22 protein-coding genes are annotated in these 21,088 nt (G+C 34.4%); 16 read left to right on the top strand and 6 right to left on the bottom strand.

Going from position 1 to position 21,088, the window contains the following annotated elements; genetic code table 11:
• Positions 1-158: 158 nt before the first annotated feature.
• Together P2W65_RS19770 and P2W65_RS19775 are read right to left on the bottom strand one after the other, a co-directional pair.
• Complete coding sequence (locus P2W65_RS19770; RefSeq protein ID WP_289660368.1) at positions 159-599, bottom strand: nuclear transport factor 2 family protein; 441 nt, start codon at positions 597-599, stop codon at positions 159-161.
• Between the two features lie 29 nt (positions 600-628).
• A complete protein-coding gene (locus P2W65_RS19775) occupies positions 629-1,633 on the bottom strand; it encodes a saccharopine dehydrogenase NADP-binding domain-containing protein (RefSeq protein ID WP_289660371.1) in 1,005 nt (334 codons plus the stop codon).
• Positions 1,634-1,741: 108 nt separating this feature from the next.
• Here P2W65_RS19775 and P2W65_RS19780 point away from each other — a divergent pair, with 108 nt between their 5' ends.
• A complete protein-coding gene (locus P2W65_RS19780; RefSeq protein ID WP_289660373.1) occupies positions 1,742-2,308 on the top strand; it encodes a TetR/AcrR family transcriptional regulator in 567 nt (188 codons plus the stop codon).
• A 574-nt stretch (positions 2,309-2,882) separates the two neighbouring features.
• Here the strand turns inward: P2W65_RS19780 and P2W65_RS19785 are convergent.
• The 3 genes from P2W65_RS19785 to P2W65_RS19795 form a co-directional block, all read right to left on the bottom strand.
• Positions 2,883-3,794 carry a helix-turn-helix domain-containing protein gene (locus tag P2W65_RS19785; protein ID WP_289660374.1) on the bottom strand — a complete coding sequence of 304 codons (912 nt, stop codon included), beginning with the start codon at positions 3,792-3,794 and terminating at the stop codon, positions 2,883-2,885.
• A 97-nt stretch (positions 3,795-3,891) separates the two neighbouring features.
• Complete coding sequence (locus P2W65_RS19790; protein WP_289660377.1) at positions 3,892-4,326, bottom strand: ester cyclase; 435 nt, start codon at positions 4,324-4,326, stop codon at positions 3,892-3,894.
• Between the two features lie 67 nt (positions 4,327-4,393).
• Positions 4,394-5,158 (bottom strand): SDR family NAD(P)-dependent oxidoreductase, encoded by a 765-nt coding sequence (locus P2W65_RS19795; protein ID WP_289660379.1) that lies wholly within the window; start codon positions 5,156-5,158, stop codon positions 4,394-4,396.
• Positions 5,159-5,253: 95 nt separating this feature from the next.
• Here P2W65_RS19795 and P2W65_RS19800 point away from each other — a divergent pair, with 95 nt between their 5' ends.
• Positions 5,254-5,388, top strand: coding sequence for a hypothetical protein (locus P2W65_RS19800; RefSeq protein ID WP_289660381.1), 135 nt, complete (start codon positions 5,254-5,256; stop codon positions 5,386-5,388).
• Positions 5,389-5,888: 500 nt separating this feature from the next.
• A complete protein-coding gene (locus tag P2W65_RS19805) occupies positions 5,889-7,085 on the top strand; it encodes a hypothetical protein (RefSeq protein WP_289660383.1) in 1,197 nt (398 codons plus the stop codon).
• A gap of 97 nt (positions 7,086-7,182) precedes the next feature.
• Here P2W65_RS19805 and rpiA read toward each other — a convergent pair whose 3' ends face one another.
• On the bottom strand, positions 7,183-7,854 hold the full coding sequence (rpiA, locus tag P2W65_RS19810; RefSeq protein ID WP_289660385.1) for a ribose-5-phosphate isomerase RpiA: 672 nt from the start codon (positions 7,852-7,854) through the stop codon (positions 7,183-7,185).
• 293 nt (positions 7,855-8,147) lie between these two features.
• Between rpiA and P2W65_RS19815 the strand changes: the two genes are divergently transcribed.
• From P2W65_RS19815 to P2W65_RS19875, 13 genes are all read left to right on the top strand, one after another.
• On the top strand, positions 8,148-8,621 hold the full coding sequence (locus tag P2W65_RS19815; protein WP_035644102.1) for a Dps family protein: 474 nt from the start codon (positions 8,148-8,150) through the stop codon (positions 8,619-8,621).
• Positions 8,622-8,667: 46 nt separating this feature from the next.
• Positions 8,668-9,363 (top strand): LytR/AlgR family response regulator transcription factor, encoded by a 696-nt coding sequence (locus tag P2W65_RS19820; protein ID WP_289660389.1) that lies wholly within the window; start codon positions 8,668-8,670, stop codon positions 9,361-9,363.
• A gap of 84 nt (positions 9,364-9,447) precedes the next feature.
• Positions 9,448-11,655, top strand: coding sequence for an ATP-binding protein (locus tag P2W65_RS19825; protein WP_289660391.1), 2,208 nt, complete (start codon positions 9,448-9,450; stop codon positions 11,653-11,655).
• A 330-nt stretch (positions 11,656-11,985) separates the two neighbouring features.
• Positions 11,986-12,543 carry a hypothetical protein gene (locus P2W65_RS19830; protein WP_289660394.1) on the top strand — a complete coding sequence of 186 codons (558 nt, stop codon included), beginning with the start codon at positions 11,986-11,988 and terminating at the stop codon, positions 12,541-12,543.
• A gap of 52 nt (positions 12,544-12,595) precedes the next feature.
• Positions 12,596-13,027, top strand: coding sequence for a lipocalin-like domain-containing protein (locus tag P2W65_RS19835; RefSeq protein ID WP_289660396.1), 432 nt, complete (start codon positions 12,596-12,598; stop codon positions 13,025-13,027).
• A gap of 11 nt (positions 13,028-13,038) precedes the next feature.
• Entirely contained in the window at positions 13,039-14,007 is a 969-nt protein-coding gene (locus tag P2W65_RS19840) for an NAD(P)H-quinone oxidoreductase (RefSeq protein ID WP_289660398.1), read from the top strand.
• Between the two features lie 35 nt (positions 14,008-14,042).
• The gene (locus P2W65_RS19845; protein ID WP_289660400.1) at positions 14,043-14,594 is read left to right on the top strand and encodes a putative antibiotic biosynthesis monooxygenase; all 552 of its coding nucleotides are present in this window, start codon (positions 14,043-14,045) and stop codon (positions 14,592-14,594) included.
• A gap of 245 nt (positions 14,595-14,839) precedes the next feature.
• Complete coding sequence (locus P2W65_RS19850; RefSeq protein WP_289660401.1) at positions 14,840-15,880, top strand: cupin domain-containing protein; 1,041 nt, start codon at positions 14,840-14,842, stop codon at positions 15,878-15,880.
• A gap of 11 nt (positions 15,881-15,891) precedes the next feature.
• Positions 15,892-16,611 (top strand): YoaK family protein, encoded by a 720-nt coding sequence (locus P2W65_RS19855; protein WP_289660402.1) that lies wholly within the window; start codon positions 15,892-15,894, stop codon positions 16,609-16,611.
• Positions 16,595-17,047 (top strand): redoxin domain-containing protein, encoded by a 453-nt coding sequence (locus tag P2W65_RS19860; RefSeq protein ID WP_289660403.1) that lies wholly within the window; start codon positions 16,595-16,597, stop codon positions 17,045-17,047. The genes P2W65_RS19855 and P2W65_RS19860 overlap by 17 nt, the downstream gene beginning before the upstream one ends.
• Before the next feature lie 12 nt (positions 17,048-17,059).
• A complete protein-coding gene (locus P2W65_RS19865) occupies positions 17,060-17,575 on the top strand; it encodes a DsbA family protein (RefSeq protein ID WP_289660405.1) in 516 nt (171 codons plus the stop codon).
• 115 nt (positions 17,576-17,690) lie between these two features.
• Entirely contained in the window at positions 17,691-18,563 is an 873-nt protein-coding gene (gene fdhD / locus P2W65_RS19870; protein ID WP_289660406.1) for a formate dehydrogenase accessory sulfurtransferase FdhD, read from the top strand.
• 18 nt (positions 18,564-18,581) lie between these two features.
• A complete protein-coding gene (locus P2W65_RS19875; RefSeq protein WP_289660407.1) occupies positions 18,582-20,948 on the top strand; it encodes an FdhF/YdeP family oxidoreductase in 2,367 nt (788 codons plus the stop codon).
• Positions 20,949-21,088: the final 140 nt, after the last annotated feature.

The following is a 21,088-nucleotide window of genomic DNA, read 5'->3' on the forward strand; positions in this document are numbered from 1 at the left end:
TAATTACATATTAATAAGCCATTTTCTTCAAATCATCCAAAAACAATGTTGAAATTTGTCCATTCGAGGTCATAAAAGCCGAATGGCACCAATTGTCTTCAAATGGTGCCATTTTTGTTTTACAACTGATAAGGTTTTTTACTCAAAGTATCTTCTAATTAAGGCTTTTTTTCGATGACAAATGCTTTGAGCTCTGCTATCTTCCCATATTCGAACCGCCAGATATCACAATAATCAAAATGTTCATATTTTCCGGCCTTATTTTTTAATCGGATTTCCCCCGTCACCATAACAAAATTGTCTTCTTCGATTGCCTTTTCCACACTGAACACCGGTGGCTCCAAGTAGAATTCTTTCATATAAGCACGCACTTCTTCTTTTCCATTAAGAATACGCTCACCAATGAAAACCCATTTGGTATTTGCGGTACAGTAAGCTAAAAAACTTTCGTAATCGCCATTTTTCACAAATTCATTGGCTTTGTGTAAGATTGTTGTATTTGTCATTTTTGTCTGTTTTTTTAAATGATTATTTTTTGTTTGGGCACTAACATTGGATTTGACAATAAATAGTGTGATAATGATTAATGATTTTTTCATTTTAAATTGTAGTAAAACGTTAAGGAACATTAGATATTCTCTTCAATAGTTTGAATTCCAAATTCTGCCAGACGTCTTATAATATTATCCGATGAAACTATGGTTTCAGGAAGGTATAGACCTCCTGTTTTATGCGCAGTCTGTCCATTCAGGCCAAGAACCCTCTCTGCGATCATATAGACGCCTACCGCAGTTAGATGAGAATTCCCTTTAGGACCGGAAACAATGGTTCTGATTTTCTTCGGTTCTCCGGATGATGAGATCCCTTCTATCTCAATATACAAATCGTGTGATGCTGTCAAACCATTACTGCTGCCTATTGATTCCCCAATAATGAAATCAAACCGAATATTGCGGGCACTCGTAAAAGCTGCGATACTCGGAACGTCAAGGGTACTCATTGGATGTCCAATAGCCGATGATCCACCATACAGGTTAATCGGTCTTGCATTATTTTTTGAATCCACATACTGCCAATTTCCATCCTGACGGATCAGTGCCTTACCTACAAAACCACTAACTTCTTCTGCAACCAATGGTCCTACCGGATCTTTTTCATCGTATAGTCCGGCAGTTGTGATATGCGAGATGCTGCTGAACCCAGAAGCCATCTGCTTTACAACTAATGTCAAGAGTCCGGCCTGCCAATGCCCCGCGAAAACTATAGGAGCAGAAATTGTTTTATGAAGGCTGAGAAATGCTGTAGTAGAAATCTGATCAGCCAATTCGCTTACCGTAATACAGGCAATACCATTTAAAATAGCCGTTTCCCTTAAAATATTGCTATGGTCATCCAAAGCTGATATTATAAGGTCAGTTTCTCGAAATTGAGCTAAATTGAAACCTTCTTCCAAATCGATATAGGCTGTTTCAGCATGGGTTAATTCTTTAGCCAGCAGTTCTCCTTTTTGGGGATTTCTCCCTGCAAGAATAAGTTCGATAGCACTGTCTGATTTTCTTATTAAATGTGCTATGTTGCTCCCTACCTGCCCGTAACCTCCAACAATCAGAATTCTTTTTTCGTGTAATCTCATATTATAATATTTTACAAGTTAAATATAGGTCACTTGACCTACTACAAATATAGGTCAAGCGACCTAGGTAAAAAAATGTTTTTAATATTTTTTATTTAATTTTACAGAATGGACAAAAAAGAAGAGCGATTAAATCAGATCTTATCGACAACAATAGAGGTGCTAATAAAGGAAGGTGCAGAAAATCTCTCTATGAGAAAAGTAGCAAAAAATGCGAATTTGTCTTTAAGTAATCTGCAATACTATTATAAAGATAAAAATCTTCTCTTGATTGCCACAGTGGAGTTTTACTTTGAAAGCTGCAAGAAAGAGCTGACTCAGGCTATCAAACTTTTGGCAGCTGACAGCACACCTGATAAAAATGTTTTTCTGGAAAAGGTTTTGAGTATGTTATTAATTGATGGAAGATCCAGTCATCAAACCTTAATGTTTCAGGAAATATGGACTTTAGCATCAAGGAACAAGGAATTACAAAACGCTGTGGAAACCTACTATAAAACCTATTGCTTATGGATGATCGATTTGGTCTCTGCATTTTGCAGTAAGCCTGAGGAAATAGTAAGTTTTCTTATTCCTTTTGTAGAAGGATACACCATTGTTAATAATGTCATTCCTCTGACTAAGGAAAAAGTAATCGAGATGATGGTAAAACTGATCACAATTTTGGAAAAGTAAATTGTAAAGATTATTTATAATTCTATTATCAATTATAGAGAATTTTTTAATAGACATTGCTTTTTATTTCGGTTCGTATTATTTTTTTACACGAAATTTAATAAACTGCCTCCTTTACACTTTGGTCTATCAATGAATTACTTTGCTTATCGAAGAAGTGAAAGCATTATTTGATTTGGTGATTGATAAATCTTACCATATCCCTGAGCAGGAAGTCCGATTATGGCACATCGCTAAAACTTTGACAGATACCATTGCCGATTAGGGACTTCTACATCGTAAAAGAATTTTAGAAGACTTTAAAATAAATCGTTTCTAGTTTATTGGATGGCTATCAAAGTTTTTGCTAGTTGCGCTAATAAGCTTTCTCTCATTCAACGTTCCCGCTTGGGTCACAAAAGCCAAATGGCGCCAATTAAAGACAATTGGCGCCATTTTTTATTTAGACCTATTAACAAGGTAATTTTGAATCATTTTTTCTTTTATTTTGTTTTTTATTTTCCGATTCTTCAAGACTGCTTTGTTTTTTTTCAATTTAAATAAAGAATTTTAAAAACACTTAAAAATAAAAGGATTAATTAAACTTAGTTCTGAACTTTAAAGGTGTTTCATTTGTTTTGTTTTTGAACAATTTACTAAAGCTCTGAAGGTGTTCGAATCCCAGCTCATACGCAATTTCACTAATTGATAAACTGGTAGTAGAAAGTTTTTCTTTCGCTTTTTCTATGAGTTTATTGTGAATATGCTGCTGTGTATTCTGACCAGTATGAAGCTTCAGTAAATTGCTTAAATAGTCTGAAGAAACATTCATATTATCAGCAACGGTCTGGACAGAAAGAAGACTTCTTTCGTCACGGTTTTTATCATCAAAATAATTATTCAAAAATTCTTCAACTTTTGATAGTATTTGATGACTGCTGATTTTTCTTGTAAGAAATTGACGATTGTAATATCTGTCGCAATATTTGAGCAATAATTCTATCTGCGCAATTATTAAATCCTGCGTAAATCTATCAATGTTGATGTGGTATTCTTCTCTTATATTTTCAAAAATATTTACAATGATATTTTCCTCTTTTTCAGAAAGAAATAGTGCTTCATTAATTGAATAATCAAAAAACGTGTAGCTCTTAACATTTTTTGCTAATGGTGAATTCCATAAAAAGTCTGGGTGAATTTGCAATAAATAGCCCGTGCCTTTATGTAATGAATCAGGATCCTGCTCGAGTCGCAAAACCTGCCCCGGTGCTATAAATGACATTATACCTTCGTCAAAATCGTAAACCTGCTGGCCATAATAGAGTTTGGCTCCAATATCACGTTTTAAAGCAATAGAATAAAAATCCATCACAATTTTTGTCGTTTTTTCATCACTAGGGAATTTTACCTGTGCATAATCGACCAGACTTATTAAAGGATGTTCCGGCTTAGGAAGCCCTCTAAAGCGATGATACTCTGTGATGCTTTTTATTCTAATTACTTCCATAGATACAAATTTACAGTTTTTTGACACTCTCAATTCTCATGAATTTCTTTTAAAAGTATATTTAATAAATTATTGTACAAATATGCTATTCGATTTTTTATTGTTTGCTCTGCATTAAAAGACCAAACCAGTCTTCTAAATGCCAAGTATGGGTAAGTTTGCCATTTTTCAAATAATGAAATTCATGCAGCGCTATTGTTACTTTCTTATTGGTTGGAGCAATTCCCATAATTTCATTTACATGCGTAAACTGCATTGAAGCTCTTACAGCTGCACGCTCATGGCTGCCAAATATCTCATGAATTACAATTTCTATATCAGGAAACAATTCAAACAAAAATTTCATAATTGCCTGCAGTCCTTTAGGATTATCTTCCTGCTGCGGCGCCAGCGGAATATCTTTCCAGTCGGGCATGCAGATTTCGTCTAATACTTCTGGCTTTTTAAGTTTCCATGCTGCATAAAACCTTTCAATAGTATCTATTTCCTGTTTCGAAAGAGCTTTGACTACTCCTTTATCTTCTTTTTCCATTTTATATTCTTCTAATTGTATATAACATTCAGCTTATCAACTATGATCTAACTATTTTTAAGTCTAATTATAGATTTGAACCTCCTGAAATTTCTATTCGCTGCGCATTAATCCAGCCGCCGGCATCACTGCATAAAAATGCCACCACTCCCCCAATATCCTCGGGCAGTCCAACTCTTCCAAGAGCAGTCTGCGAAGCCAGGTATTGGTTCATTTCTGCATTGTCACGTACCGCACCGCCCATAATATCTGTTTCGACAGCACCTGGAGCAATAACATTTACTCTTATATTTCTTGCACCAAGTTCTTTTGCCTGATATTTTGTCAATGTCTCCATTGCTCCTTTTAGTGCTGCATAAGCTGCAAATCCCGGCGTGACAAAACGAGTTAATCCTGAAGAAACATTTACAATTCCTCCGTAAGATCTTAATAATGGCAATAATTTTTGAGTAAGGAAAAATGGACCTTTAAGATGTACATTTTCCATTTCTGTAAATTGAGTTTCAGTGATAGCATCAAAATTTGCATAGTGAATAAAACCTGCATTATTGATCAGATAATCAATACCATCTGAGTTGAAATAATTAGTTAAATGGTCTTTAAGATTCTTTTCAAACAAATCAAAACTGAAAGAATCTGAGACGTCTAGTTTTATAGCGGCCGACTTTTGTCCGATATCATGAATCTGTTTTACAACATTTTCTGCTGCTTCTTTTTGACTGTTATAGGTTAAAACTATATCCAATCCGTATTTAGCAAGATTTATAGCCATATCTTTTCCAAGACCGCGGCTCCCTCCTGTTACTACTGCAATTTTACTTTGCGATGACATAATGATTATTTTAGTGTTATTATGCTGCAAATTTCACAAGATACAGGAAAGATAATTTAGCCAAAACCATAATTTAAGTATCCAAAACTGGTAAAATGGAATGGTCACCAGCTTTAGTGATTAAAAACGACATTCCAAATAATAATGTTGAGCTTTATCCCTTTCATAATGCTGCTAAAAAAAATACCTTAGCAAATGGAGTTGTCTTCAAAAGTGACACAAAAAGCTAAGGTGATTGCTGCTTAAACTAGTTTTAAATCAAAATAGATTTTTAAAGCAATCCCCAACAGGACATCTAAACCATATTTACATAGCCAATGAAAGGCAGAGGCTAGATACCTCCTGCACCAGCTACCACTATTAAAGATTTATCGCTCATAATTGTATAATTTAATTTTTTGTGAAATTACGATGTAAATGGTTTACAAATGATACCGGTTACCTAAAGGATGCCAGATACACAATAGCTATTTACTTAAAATACAACTCAAAAAGTTGTATTTTTTTTATTATTTATTTAACAAAACGGATTGTAAACGAGTTTTATCAAACTTAATTACACTATTGTAAATATGTATACAATTGTTACTTTTACACACTAATTCTATAGGATATAAGAAGTATGATAATTAAAACACTTGCAAATAAAAAAATCTTATTACTTTTTATTATTTTATCTGTATTTCAATTATGTGCACAGCAAAAAGATAGTTTATCCAAGCAGTTCCTAATGAATATTGAAATAAGACCTAGAGGGGAATTTACTTCAAATTATATCCTTCCTCCTAACGATTCAATAGATCCTTACTTTTATATCACCCAGAGAAACAGAATTTCTATGAAGTATGCTAGAGAAAAATGGCTTATGAAATCCGATTTACAGGAAATTCATCTTTGGGATAAAAACAACAAAGCTTCTAAAGTTGGAAGCATTAATTTTTATCAATTGTATTTTGAGACTAAGTTTAAATCAATAAATATACGTTTGGGAAGACAAAGTGTTTTATTAGATAATGGCAGATTATTCTCTGATGCTCCCTGGGCACAACAAGGAAGAGCTCATGAAGGAATAAGGCTAATGAAATCTTCAAAATATTTCTCTAATGATTTTTTCTTTCTATTTACCAGAAATTACAATTCTGAATTTGAGCCGACCTACTCGCCCGTTGCATCGAATAAATATAAATATCTGTTGGTAAATAATTTCAGCTTCAATAACAATAATGGATTTTTATTTAATTCATTGAATGCTATTGATTTTTTAGAAACTACAAATTCAGGGAAATTGTACACTCGTGCAACAGCAGGCGGAAGAATAGAATTTAAAACGAAAGAATGGTATTATACTTTAAATTCATATTTGCAGTTTGGACGTAATTCAAAAGGTCAAAAATTATTTGCTTACTATTTTCAACCTGAAGTTAAATTGTCCTTATTAAAATCTACTTGGCGATTAGGCACTGAAATAATAAGTGGCAGCAGACCTAATATATCAGATGGCAGTTCCGGCGATTTTGATGTTTTATACGGTGTAACATGGAAGTTCAATGGAAATATGAATGTCTTTACCCGTTTTCCAACTGATGTTAACGGAAAAGGTTTAATAAATCCTTATCTATTCACCGTAATTCCCTTAAATAATAAAATATCACTTCGTTCTGATTTTCACCTTTTTTATACTCAATATCCTGTTCTAAATAATTTTGGCCAGAAAACGACAAAATTTCTTGGATATGAAACTGACCTTTCTTTGAAATACTTGCCAGTCAAAGAATTGGAAATTAATTATGCCTTTTCTTTTTATAAATCAACAGACGCCATGGAATATCTGCCAAAAATTCAAGATGAAAATAAACTTGCTTTTTGGAGTTACTTGATGATTTCATATTCTTTTAACGCTGTCAATTTAAAGCATTATAAAAATTAAATAGAACTGGATTCCCTCCAAAAGTGCCACAGAAATCTAAGGCGGTTTTGTAAAAAAGAAGCTCACATAAAAAACTATTAAATTGAATAATTCCGCTTTAATCAAAAATTATGGTTGAATCTCCTTTTCCCATGATAACTTTACTTGTCAGACCGATAAATATTCCATGTCCAACAATTCCATTAATATCATTTAACTTTTTAGATAAAGAAGCAGGATCAGAAATGATGCCAAAATCAGCATCTATAATATTGTTTGCCTGATCTGTTTTAAATGGTCTATCTCCTTCCATCCTAATTTTTCCAATTCCATTTAATACTTTAATTTGACTTAAAATATAATTTGAAGCAAATGGAATTACTTCAATTGGGACTTTGAATTTCCCTATTTGTTTTACTTCTTTTGATGAATCCGCTATTATAATTTCTTGTTTTGTTAATGAGGCTACAATTTTTTCTCTAAGCAATGCACCCCCACCTCCTTTGATTAAAATTAAGTCAGAGGTAAATTCATCTGCTCCATCAATTGTGATATCTATTGAATTTATCAAATTAATATCAATCAAAGGAATATTTAAAGCCTCAGCAAGTTCTTTAGTTTTATTAGAAGTTGGTACCGCTTTTATTTTTAGGCCATTGCTGACAAGTTTTGCAATTTCTCTTATTGCATAAACAGAGCTTGAACCTGTACCTAATCCCACAATCATATTATCTCCTAGTAATTTAACCGCTTCTTTTGCCGCTAGCTCTTTTTCTTGTTCTAAATTCATGGTTTATTAAATTTGTGAATCTTCAATTAAAAGTAGTAGTAAATTCTATTACAAATTTATTTTTTTAATAAATGGTGTTCTTATCCAATACACTAATATTAATTTATGCTTTTTATTTGTCATTAAAAAACACTGTAGTTTTTTAAGCTAAAAACTACTTAAAAGGACACCTTCTCCATTTCAACGATTCATTTTGCCTGTTTACCTAAAATCATACCTTTTAAAGAAGTTTTCTAAAGACCTTTACATAAGAAAACAAAGCATTACTGCTTATAACTTAAAAACTTGAAATTATGAAAGCAACCATTGGCCTTACAGAAAAAAATACTGACGCTGTTTCTAATGAATTAGCAAAACTGCTCGCAGACGAATTTGTACTTTATACTAAAACCAGAAATGCACACTGGAATGTTACAGGCGATAATTTTCATGCCAATCACATTTTCTTCGAAAATCAATACAAACAGTTGGATGAAATCATTGACAGCGTTGCAGAACGTATGCGTAAAATTGGCCACTACGCACCAGCAACCTTAAAATCATATCTTGAACTTACGCATCTTACAGAATATAGCGAAAGAACAAACGATGGTTTAGGTTTTATGAAAGATCTATTAAAAGACCATGAAAGTATTATTGAATTTATCCGTGGCAACATCACTCCTTTTGCTGATGATTACAAAGATTACGGATCAAGCGATTTTATTACCGGCTTAATAGAAATTCATGAAGAAATGGCATGGATGATACGCTCTTACTTTAGATAAAATAACAAGGAATAAGTATATTTGTCTAAACCAAAAACCAAATACCATGAAAGCGTTAATTGTTGATGACAATGATATTGCAAGAACTACTTTATCTCATTTGGCAAAACAAATTCCGAATCTTACTGTTGTAAATGAATATTCGAATGCTATTGAAGCCTATCATCATTTACAGGAAAATCAGGTAGATTTGATTTTTTTGGATATCGAAATGCCTGAGATGACGGGAATTGAATTGACAAAAAATATCGCAGGGAAAGATATCATCATCATTTTTACCTCTTCTAAAAAAGAATATGCGCTGGAGGCATTTGAATTGAATATCGCAGATTATATTCTAAAACCAGTTACTCCTGCCCGATTTTTACAGGCAGTGAGTAAAGCACAGTCTATCATTGAGAGCAGAAAAGAGAATATACAATTTGGTAAAGAAGAATTTTTATTCGTTAGAGATTCTAATATTACCAGACGACTAAAACTAGATGATATTTTTTATGCTGAAGCAATGGGAGATTATGTAAAGTTTTACACCAAAGAAAAAATGTTTGCCATTCACGGCAAAATGAAAACTGCCGAAGAACGTCTGCCAAAAGATGATTTCATTAGAGTACATCGTTCTTATATTGTTTCTATTGGTAAAATTGACACTTTACAAGAAGGAGGTATTATGATTAACAAAAAATTTATTCCTGTTGCAGATGCTTACAGAAAAGCACTTAACACTAGGATGAATGTTTTCTAAATGTCATTTTATTTTTTCTGCTGCGTAAACTAGAATGCTATCTTATTGAATTAAGATCATACAATTTCATTTACACTTATTTATATGATAAATACGTCTACCGTAATGGGTAACAAACGCTTTAGTTATTTTATCATTAGCAGTTTTATTTTATGCAGTATATTATTGATTGCTGTACAAATTAATTCGGCTCAAAATACTAAAGAACTCATACGAAATAATAATACCCTTTTAAACGAATTGCGTTCCAGTAATCATTTAAGAGAAATTGACCGCGATATTCTGGGTGTCGAAAGCAGAATTCGAGCTTCGATCGCTACTAATGACACTACACATTTAGAAGGAATCGATCAAAAGATCAGGCAGATTAGAAATTTTCTCGATTCCCTTTCTGTGGATAATGCCGATCCTGAAGAGGAAAAGTTAATACAAAGACTCGGAGTTTTGGCTCAGGATAAAATGGTCACAAAAGGAAAACTCCTGCATCGTTTTGATTCTTTAGGAAATATGGATGATGATAGCTCCATTGCCAATCCTAAAGCCAGAATAATTTCTAATGAGATTACTGATATTACAGCAAAGATTTACCGTAAGCGCCAATTGCGCATGGTGGAGTTGCGAAATCTAAGTCTGGAAATGGGTCGAAGAGCAAAACTTTACGACATTTCCTTATTAGTTTTACTAGTTTTGAGTGGTGCCGTTATAGGATATCATATTATGCGCCAATTTAGAAGACAACATTTTCTGATCAAAGAATTGGATATTGCAGAAAAAAAAGCATCGATCGCTGCTCAGACTAAAGAAAATTTTCTGGCTAATATGAGTCATGAAATCAGAACGCCGCTCAGTGGTATTTTAGGCTTCACCAATTTATTACAAAAAAGGCCTTTGGATGAAACTTCCGCAGAATTTGTAAATTCTATTCAGCGTTCGGGCGAAAATTTAATGACCATTATTAATGACATACTCGATTTATCTAAAATTGAGGCTGGAATGATGCGTATTACGCCCGGAATATTCAGCATCAACGGATTATTGGATTCGGTTGAAACCCTTTTTTCAGAACGTGTAAAAGAAAAAAAAATAACCATCTCCAGTAAAGTCGATACTTCGATCCCTGATACTTTAATTGGTGATGCCACGAGATTAACTCAAATATTGGTAAACCTCATTGGAAATGCCATAAAATTTACCCATCAGGGATCTGTAAGCATTGAGGTCTATAACAAACTACAACATGAAGACAAGGTCATTGTAGGCTTTAAAATTACGGACACGGGAATTGGAATTGATAAAGAAAAACTAAATGAAGTCTTTGAAAGATTCAATCAAGGTGAAGACTCTACCACTCGAAATTACGGTGGGACTGGCCTCGGATTATCAATAGTAAAAAAGCTGATTTTATTGCAAAACGGTGATATTGAAGTAAAAAGTGAACAAGGAAAAGGAACAGCCTTTAGCTTTTATATTCCGTATGATATTGCTAAAGAACAGCTCAATTCTAAACCTATTGCCAATATTAACCACTTTAAAGATATATCAAATACCGCTTTGAGAGTTTTAGTTGTAGATGACAACGCGATCAATCAAAGTTTAATGAAACATTTGCTTTCACAATGGAATGTTGATTTTGAAATGGCTTCTAACGGTTTGGAAGCAGTCGAATATCTAAGGAAAAAAGATTGTGATCTTGTATTAATGGATTTACAGATGCCTCAAATGGATGGATATACGGCTGTTCAGCAAATTAGAGAAATCTTAAAACTAGATATTCCCATAATTGCCATGACGGCACATGCCCTGCCTGGCGAAAGAGAAAGATGTTTGAGCCGAGGAATGAACGAATACATTTCAAAACCTATAAAAGAGGAAGAACTTTTTAAACTGATTGCTGCTTTTGGACTGAAAGAATCAAATTCGGAAGAAACAAACATTATACAATCTGATCCTGTTTTTCAACATATTGATCTTTCGTATATGCAATCTGTAAGCGCTGGCAATAAAGCGTTTGAACAAACTGTCACCAAACAGTTTATTGACAATGTGCCACTACATTTGGAACAGCTTATGACGGCTTATCAAAATCAAGATTTTAAAATGGTGAAACTTAGAGCACATGACTTGCAATCAAGTGCTGCTATAATGGGACTATTGCCTCTTTTAGAAGAAAAACTTGATATTCTTGAATTGGCTACAGAACAAAATGCAACTTTACAGCAAATTTTAAATGATGTCGAAAAGATTTTGAACTCGTCTCTCTTAGAAGCTAAAGTTTTTTTAGAATCACTGTGAAATAAATAAGACAAGAGCTCGTTTTAAATTCAAGAAAAACCATCTTACTATATATTATTCGATTGAAAGACTGTCTGTAAAAGGCGGTCTTTTTTATTTTATTCTAATTTAGTAATAACCCTGATTCTCTTTGCGTCCCAGTGGTTGAAACCACTGGTTATGTTTTCTCAGATTGAAATATTTTTATTGTCTTCATTCCAAACTTCAGAACAACAAACGATTGATTTCGCTATTTAAACGAGTGTTTTTGCCCATTCGATGAATAGTGGAATGCTACACGAATGTAAGGCAGTAAATTTACTTCAGTTAAACATTTAAAACCAAGAAATCATGGAAATCATCCAAACCAAAGAAAACGCATTATCACATTCAGCAGTAACTACAGTTATTAATGCTCCTATTGAAAAAGTAAATATTGCAGACTGGCTTTTAAACCTTCCTGATGCAGAATACCAACGTTGCTCAACTCAGCATATTGGTGCAGGAATTACCAGCACCTATGAAGGCGAACCTATGTCTATTAATGTAGAAACAATTGGCGACGCTTTAATGGTGCAGCATTATGTGGCAACAGTTCACCGTCCCGATTATTGCCGTATGTTATCAATTTCAGATTCTATTACTCAAAACGGACGCACTAAAGTTCAGGTTTTATGGGAACTTAAAGTAACCAAAATAGATGAGAATACCTGTCTTTACACCAACGAAATTCACGCAACAGCAACACCAGAAATGTTCGAATATCTAAAAGAACATAACATAAATCTTGCAGGTGCAGCAGCTTCAAGACAAGCAGCTTCTGATGCTCACAATCATGAAGAAACTCCTAACTTTGCTAAAAGCATCGAAAACAAAGCATTAACTGGCAAATACAATCAGCCTTTTTAATAATATAAAAATCGAGCGTGCTAATGTACGCTCCTTTTATTTTTTGAGTATTATGAAAGAAAATTTATTTAAAAAACTGATTGGTTCCTGGATTTTGGTTGAATTGATTGAAGTACCTTTAGATGGCAGAGAAATTACACATCCGATGGGAATCAAACCAAAAGGTCTTATTATTTACAATAATGACGGTTATATGTCGGCACAAATAATGAAAACTGATTCTGAAAATTCCGACGCAAAAGATAATGAGAGTTATCTCGCCTATTCAGGACCTTTCAAAACAGACGATGAAAAACAAATAGTCAGTCATACGATGTACGTTTCGCTTTTGGAAAGTTGGCGAAACCAGACACAAAACAGAAAAGTTCTTTTTAAAGATAATTTATTGCATTTAGAGACCGAAAAACCTTTTATAAGTAATTCGCGTTTGGTAATTCATAAACTCACTTGGAAAAGAATCGAACAATCTAATAAAAATCATTAATCCTAAACCAAATGAAAGCAATAGTTATAAACCAATCTGGAACTCCAGATGTACTCCAGTTAAAGGAATATCCAACTCCAGAAATAAGCGGAGATAAAGTTTTAATAGAAGTAAAAGCAGCAGGTTTAAACCGTTCTGATATCTTCCAGCGTGAAGGGAATTATCCTGCACCACCGGGTGTTTCATCTGAAATTCTTGGTTTAGAAGTTTCTGGAATTGTTGTAAAATGCGGACCAGATGTTACTGATTTTAAAATCGGTGATAAAGTTTGTGCCATTCTTGCTGGCGGTGGTTATGCAGAATACGTGAGCGTGCGTGAAGGCCAATGTCTTCCTATTCCTTCAGGTTTGTCTTTTGCAGAAGCGGCAAGTCTTCCCGAAACAGTTTTTACAGTTTGGTCAAACGTTTTTCAGAGAGGTGCACTTAAATCTGGAGAAACCCTTTTAATTCACGGCGGAAATAGCGGTATCGGCATTACGGGAATTCAAATTGCGCATGCTTTAGGACTGCGCGTAATTGTAACGGTAGGATCCAAAGAGAAAGGTCTAAATTGTCTGGAATTAGGCGCTGATTCTTATATCAATTACAAAACACAAGACTTCGAAAATGTTTTACAGGAAGAAGGTGTTGATGTTATTTTAGATATGATTGCCGGTGATTATCTCAGTAAAAATGTCAACATCCTAAAACCTGAAGGCAGATTAGTTCATATTAATGCTGTAACTGGCAGTCATGTAGATCTTGATCTTTGGAAAGTAATGACAAAACGTTTAACGATTACCGGAAGTACATTAAGAAGCAGAGATTATGATTTTAAAAGGCAATTAGCCAAAGAAGTACAAAAAAATGTCTGGCCATTGATTGAATCAAAACAATTTAAGCCGATTATTTTTAAAACCTTTCCTTTTACAGAAGCTCCTGCAGCACATCGATTATTAGAAGAAAGCAATCATACCGGTAAAATTATCCTTGTTCGATAATATTCAAAAAACAAACCTCAATCAAAAACAGTAATATGGAAAATCAAGGCGCATCTGTTGTTATTACGCATCATATTTTGAATGGAAAAGAACTTCAATACGAAAAATGGCTAGATGAAATTGTTCCCATTACCAAACACTCCAATGGTTTTATCGATTTGCAGATCGTACGGCCAATTCCGCATTTAACGTTTGTTTACACGGTTATCATCCGATTTGACACCATTGAAAACCTTAAATACTGGATGGAATCGGAAGATCGAAAAATGCTCATTAAAAAAGCAAATCCATTATTCAGAAAAAATGACAACTACCAGATAAAATCAGGTTTGGATTTTCTTTTTAATGCAGAAAACGAAGGAAACAAAGTTCCTGTTCGCTGGAAACAATTTCTTGTAACATGGTCTGCTATTTATCCATTGTCACTTTTAATTCCTTTATTGGCACTCCCCTTTTTGAGATTTTTGAAAGTACCGTCAAATCATTATTTTGATGGATTAATAATTTCGGGCATCATAGTCTTTTTAATGGTATTTGTTGTAATGCCCAATTATACCAAACTGATCAAAAAATGGCTTTATAAATAATTAAAACTTCCCTCATTATAAAATCAAAAATCACTGTAGTTTGCAGTGATTTTTTTTGGTTTAAACTCTAAAGAAACAAATCCTCTATAATCAGAAAGCTTCAACTTATTCCTAAAGTTTCTCTTACTAAATTCATCGACTCATTTTGCCCATTTAACGAATTCAAACTATACTCAGCATATATCTTCAATAGCTTTACAATAGAATTAAAAACCAATACAATTAATCATCAAAAAGCTATTATTATGACTACCGAATTATTAAGCTTCAAATACGAACTAGAAAAAAAAGAACCACGCACTAATGACGGCGGTACAACAAGAGGAGCTTCTGTTAAAGATTTTCCAGCTTCTATTGGTATTGCAGGAGTTTCCATGCGACTACAGCCAGGAAGCATGCGCGAATTACACTGGCACGCAAATGCAGCAGAATGGGCTTATGTTATTTCAGGAACGGTTCGCACCACGATTATTCATCCAAATGGCAAAAGCTACACTGATAATTTTGAACCGGGCGATGTTTGGTATTTTCCAAAAGGATATGGGCATTCAATCCAAGCAACAGGAACAGAAGAGTGCCATTTTATTTTAATCTTTGATAATGGTAATTTTTCCGAAGATCATACTTTCAGCGTTACCGATTTTGTATCCTGCATGCCTCCAGAAATTGTTGCTCAAAACTTGGGAATTACTTTGGAAGAAGTGGCCGTATTACCTCAAAAAGAAGCCTATTTTGCAGCCGGGATTGTTCCTGACGAATTATCATTTACTGCCGCTTCCCGACCTGAAGAATCAGATATTGAATTGACCAATTTGCACCGTTATCCTTTGCATGCTCAACAACCAAGAATAATTCCGGGCGGAGGCTTGCAAAGATTGGTTACAAGCAAAGAATTTCCTATCAGTACAACAATGGCAGGATCTATTATAGAATTACAGCCAGGCGCTTTAAGAGAAATGCATTGGCATCCGAACGCTGATGAGTGGCAGTATTATATTTCCGGTCAAGCCGAAATGTCTGTTTTTCTGGCAGAAAGTACCGTGGTCACCGAACAATTCAATGCAGGAGATGTTGGTTATGTGCCAATGGGTGCTGGACATTATATAAAAAATACTGGAAGTACAGTTTGTAAAATCTTAATTGGGTTTAACAGTGGCACTTATCAATCTATTGATTTAAGCGAATGGCTTGCAGGAAATCCGAAAGATGTGGTGGTAACCAATTTTGGTTTGGAAGAAGGCGAAATTGAAAAATTTCCTAAAAGCAAACTGTTTATTCAACCTTAATCACAAATATTGTGGATGCCAAAACACAGTTCATAGATTCGTCTAAACAAACTAGATCGCAGGAGAAACTAGCCATATTTTTAGCCTTTATTGCAGGCTTTCTTGATGCTGCTGGTTTTCTTAAATGGAAAATATATGTCTCTTTTATTAGCGGCAATAGTACACAATTGGGAATCGCTTTTTCAAGTGGTAAATCTGCTATCATTATTTCATCATTAGCAATAATCGTTTGTTTTGTTTTTGGAATATATGCAGGTACTTGTCTTTCGTTGTGGAGAGAATCTAAAATTGAGTCCTTACCGTTTTATATTGTTTCGGGAATATTGATTGTCTATACAATAGCATCTCGTTATTACTATATAAACAGCGGACTTTCTATACCTATTATTGTTTTTTCAACAGGCATTATGAATACGATTGTAACGTCAGTTGGAAATCAAAAAATAAACACCGATTTCGTTACAGGAACTTTAAATAGTCTGGCAAGAAATGCAGCAATGCTGAGTATGAGTAATAATAAAGTTAGTAGAAAACAGTACAAACTCAACGCTATTCGGTTGTTCCTCTTATGGATTGGCTTTTTATTAGGAGCATCTATTGTACCTCTGGCACTTCCGTTATTAAAAAACTGGACACTCGCCTTTCCTTCACTGTTATTAATTATTTGCGCATTGCTAATATCAAATACTGATTTTAACCTAAAAACTAAATCTTATGCTACAGAAAAATGACGTTGCGCCAGATTTTACCTTATTTGCAACACCCGATCAAAAAATCACTTTATCAGAATTTAAAGGAAAAAACGTGATTTTAGCTTTTTATCCTGCCGACTGGAGTCCAGTTTGTAGCGACCAAATGGCACTTTACAACGAAATGCAGAAATACTTCAAGAAATATGATGCTACAATTTTCGGTATTTCTGTAGATAGTAAATGGTGTCACATGGCCTTTTCTCAATCAAGAAATCTGCATTTTCCTTTACTGGCTGATTTCGAACCAAAAGGAGACACTTCAAAAAAATATGGCGTATACAATGAGAAAGAAGGCGAATGCAATCGTGCCCTCTTTGTAATTGACAAAGAAGGAATTATACAATGGAGTTATCTCTCGCCAATGGCTATAAACCCAGGAGCAGATGGAATTCTTGAAGCTTTAGAAAAACTATAAAACCAATTAATTATGTCACTAAAACCAGCGGTCAGTAAAACTGATCATATACAAGGAAAAAAAGATGCTGATATACTAATCGTCGAATACGGAGATTATCAATGTCCCTATTGCGGTGCAGCTTATCCTATTCTTAAAGAAATAATGAAGAAATACGGCAAACAGATAAAATTTGTTTTTAGAAATTTTCCGTTATCAGAAATGCATCAATACGCCCGTCCTGCAGCAATTGTGGCAGAAGCCGCGGCATTGCAGGGAAAGTTCTGGGAAATGCATGATGCTATCTACGAAAATCAGAGAATTCTAAGTGAACCTTTTTTATTAGAATTAGTAGAGAAATTGGAGCTAGACCCGCATCAATTCAATGTCGATATTAAAAAACCTGAACTTGCCGCAAAAGTAGATTCCGATTTTGAAAGTGGCATTTTAAGCGGTGTAAATGGCACACCTTCTTTTTTTGTCAATGGTAGAAAATTTAACGCAGGCGCAGAAGATCTCTTGCAACTGATGAGTGAAATCGTGAAATAAATAGTTCGAAAATTAAATATAAAAATCGAATAGTATGCTCTCAATTAATGAATGAAAGTATATTTTTTGAACCAATTTTTAATTAAATTTACGTAACAACTTCAATTACAACATCATGGAAATAAATTATACGGAATTAGTTTCCATCAAACACGTAAGTGTTCAAAGAATAGAAAACAACGAAACCTCATCGTTCTTAGATACGCTATCTGTTGAAGAACCTCTTGAAATCAGGCTTTCTTACGGTTCTAATTCAGACAGAATACAAAAGAATATTTCGGTTACCATGCGAACTCCGGGCAATGATATTGATCTTGCGATTGGTTTTCTGTTTACAGAAGGAATTATTGCTTCTTTTGAAGATATTCAAAATGCTTTTTCATTAAAAATGAATTGCTTGTCACAAAAACAAAACATTGTTCAGGTCGATCTTAAAGAAGGTTTTACTCCAAATTTGATGCAGACAGATCGAAATTTCTACACGACTTCAAGTTGTGGCGTATGCGGAAAAAGTTCGATTCAATCTATAAAAACGGTAAGCCCATTTGGAAATTTGATGAGACCGCAGATCCAAATTCATACATCTGTTTTTTATCAATTACCTGAAAAATTAAGAATTGCTCAAAGCGATTTTGAATCCACTGGCGGTCTTCATGCCTCAGGGCTTTTTAATACTCAAGGCGATTTGATTCTTTTAACTGAAGATGTTGGAAGGCATAACGCATTAGACAAATTGATTGGAAGATCTCTTGCAAATCAATCGCTGCCATTAAATGAACATATTTTGCTTCTAAGCGGAAGAGCCAGTTTTGAGTTAATCCAAAAAGCGGCAATGGCGGGAATTTCTATTATTGCTTCTATTGGCGCTCCATCCAGTTTGGCCGTAGAACTAGCGACAGAGTTTAATATTACACTTTTAGGATTTCTAAAAGAAGACCGATTGAATATATACAACTCATCGGAACAAACCGTAATCCTAACACAATAGCCATTAAACCATAATACAATGAAGAAAGATCTACAACAAAAAACAGATGATTTAAGCCATAAATTACCTGAAGCGGAAAATCCGTACCAGCTTTCGAAACTTAAATTAACAAAAGTAGAAAAATGGGCTGCTGGCGTTCCTGCGGTTATGGCTGCGGTAAGCGATCTTATAGAAGATAAAACCATTCTAAGAGGCGGAAAAGCTTTGTTCAAGATGAATCAAATGGGCGGTTTTGACTGTTCCAGCTGCGCATGGCCAGATCCTGATGATGATCGATCTCCTTTGGGCGAATATTGTGAAAATGGAGCAAAAGCTTTGGCTGAAGAAGCTACAACCAAAAAAGTTGATGCTGCTTTCTTTAAAGAAAACTCTGTTTACAGCCTTTCAAAATTGGACGATTACCAAATTGGAAAAATGGGAAGATTGACCGAGCCGATGTATTTGCCTGTTGGCGGTACACATTATCAGCCCATAAGTTGGAATGAGGCTTTTACAAAAATTGCTTCCCATTTAAATGCGCTTGAATCTCCAAATGAAGCGGCCTTTTATACTTCGGGAAGAACCAGTAATGAAGCTTCCTTTCTTTATCAGCTTTTTGCAAAAGAATTTGGAACCAATAATATGCCAGATTGTTCCAATATGTGCCACGAAACCTCTGGAACAGCTTTGAAAACTACAATCGGAATTGGAAAAGGAACGGTTACTTTAGAAGATTTTTATGATACCGATGTGATTGTGATAATCGGACAGAATCCAGGAACAAATGCTCCAAGAATGCTGAGTGCTTTAGAAAAGGGCAAAAAAAATGGTGCAAAAATTATTGCCGTTAATCCGTTACCCGAAGCTGGCTTAATGGGATTCCATAATCCGCAAGCTATAAAAGGGATAATTGGATCAGGCGGAAAACTTACCGATCTTTTTCTTCCAATAAAAATTAACGGCGATATGGCACTTTTAAAAGCTATTGAACTTTTGCTAATTGAATTGGAAAAGAAAAACCCAGGTGAAGTTTTTGATCATGAATTTATCAAAGACAAAACAACTGGTTTTGAAAATTTTGAGAAACAGTTTGAAAATTTAGACTTGGATCATCTTGCCTTTCTATCTGGAGTTCCAAAAGATTTAATTATCGAAGCTGCAGAAATACTGGCTTTCAAAAAAAGAATTATCATTTGCTGGGGAATGGGACTTACCCAGCAGCCAAATGGTGTCGATATGATCCGAGAGATTGTTAATATTTTATTGATTAAAGGAAGTATTGGTAAACCCGGCGCAGGAGTCTGTCCCGTTCGCGGACACAGTAATGTTCAAGGAAACAGAACCATGCTTATTGATGAAAAACCTACAAATGAACAATTAGATCGTCTTCAAACTTACTTTGGATTTAATCCGCCGAGAAATCATGGTTATGATGTGGTTGGAACGATAAAAGCGATTCATGACGAGAAAGTAAAATTTATGTTCTGCATGGGCGGTAATTTTCTATCGGCGGCACCAGATACGACTTATACCGCAGAAGCATTTCGAAAACTGAAACTGCTGGTATGCGTCTCAACAAAACTCAACAGAGGCCATCTGGTACATGGAAAAGAATCACTTATCCTTCCTACGCTTTCCCGAAGTGATATGGATATCGTTAACGGAGAAGTGCAGATTATCAGTACAGAAAATTCTATGGGCGTGGTGCAGTCTTCAAAAGGCGTGCTTAAACCTATCTCGGATCAGTTGATAAACGAAACTCAAATTGTCTGCCGAATGGCAATGGCGGTTCTTGGAGATAAATCAGTTATCGACTGGAAGCGATACCACAACAGTTATAATGATGTGAGAGAAGCTATTGAAAATTGCATTCCAGGTTTTGAAAATTACAATAGTAGAGTTCGCGAAAAAGGCGGTTTTTATTTGCCTAATGCTCCTCGTCATGGTCAATTTACTGCTAAAGAATCAGCTGATCGTGCGGCATTTACTTTAACAGAAATTCCAGATAATGAATTGGAACCAGATGAATATATGATGGCCACAACTCGTACGCATGACCAGTTTAATACTACTATTTATGGTATGGATGACCGCTATAGGGGAATAAAAAATGAACGCCGTGTTATTTTCATGAATCAAAATGATATTGATAAAGCAGGATTTAAAGCGGGAGACAAAGTAGATCTCTTTAATTATAATGATGGCATAGAAAGAATTGCACCTTTATTCCTTATTGTTTCTTATCAAATTCCAGAGCGAAATACGGTCACTTATTTTCCTGAAACCAATGTTTTGGTTTCTGTAAATAATGTAGTGAAAGAAAGCAATATGCCAGCTTCTAAATACGTAAAAATAAAAGTAAAAAAACACGATCCTGCCATTTACGAAAAGATAAAACACATGTAATTCTTTTCAATACGATATGTTTAGCGGAAGACTTTTAGTAGCGTTTCTCTTAAATTAAGAAAACAAAAAATCATTACTTAATCTAGGTTAATCGACTGCTCTACTCTTCCTATATAAATTTGTCAAAGAAATCTAAGTCA

Source organism: Flavobacterium panacagri, assembly GCF_030378165.1.
GTDB classification, from domain to species: Bacteria; Bacteroidota; Bacteroidia; order Flavobacteriales; family Flavobacteriaceae; genus Flavobacterium; species Flavobacterium panacagri.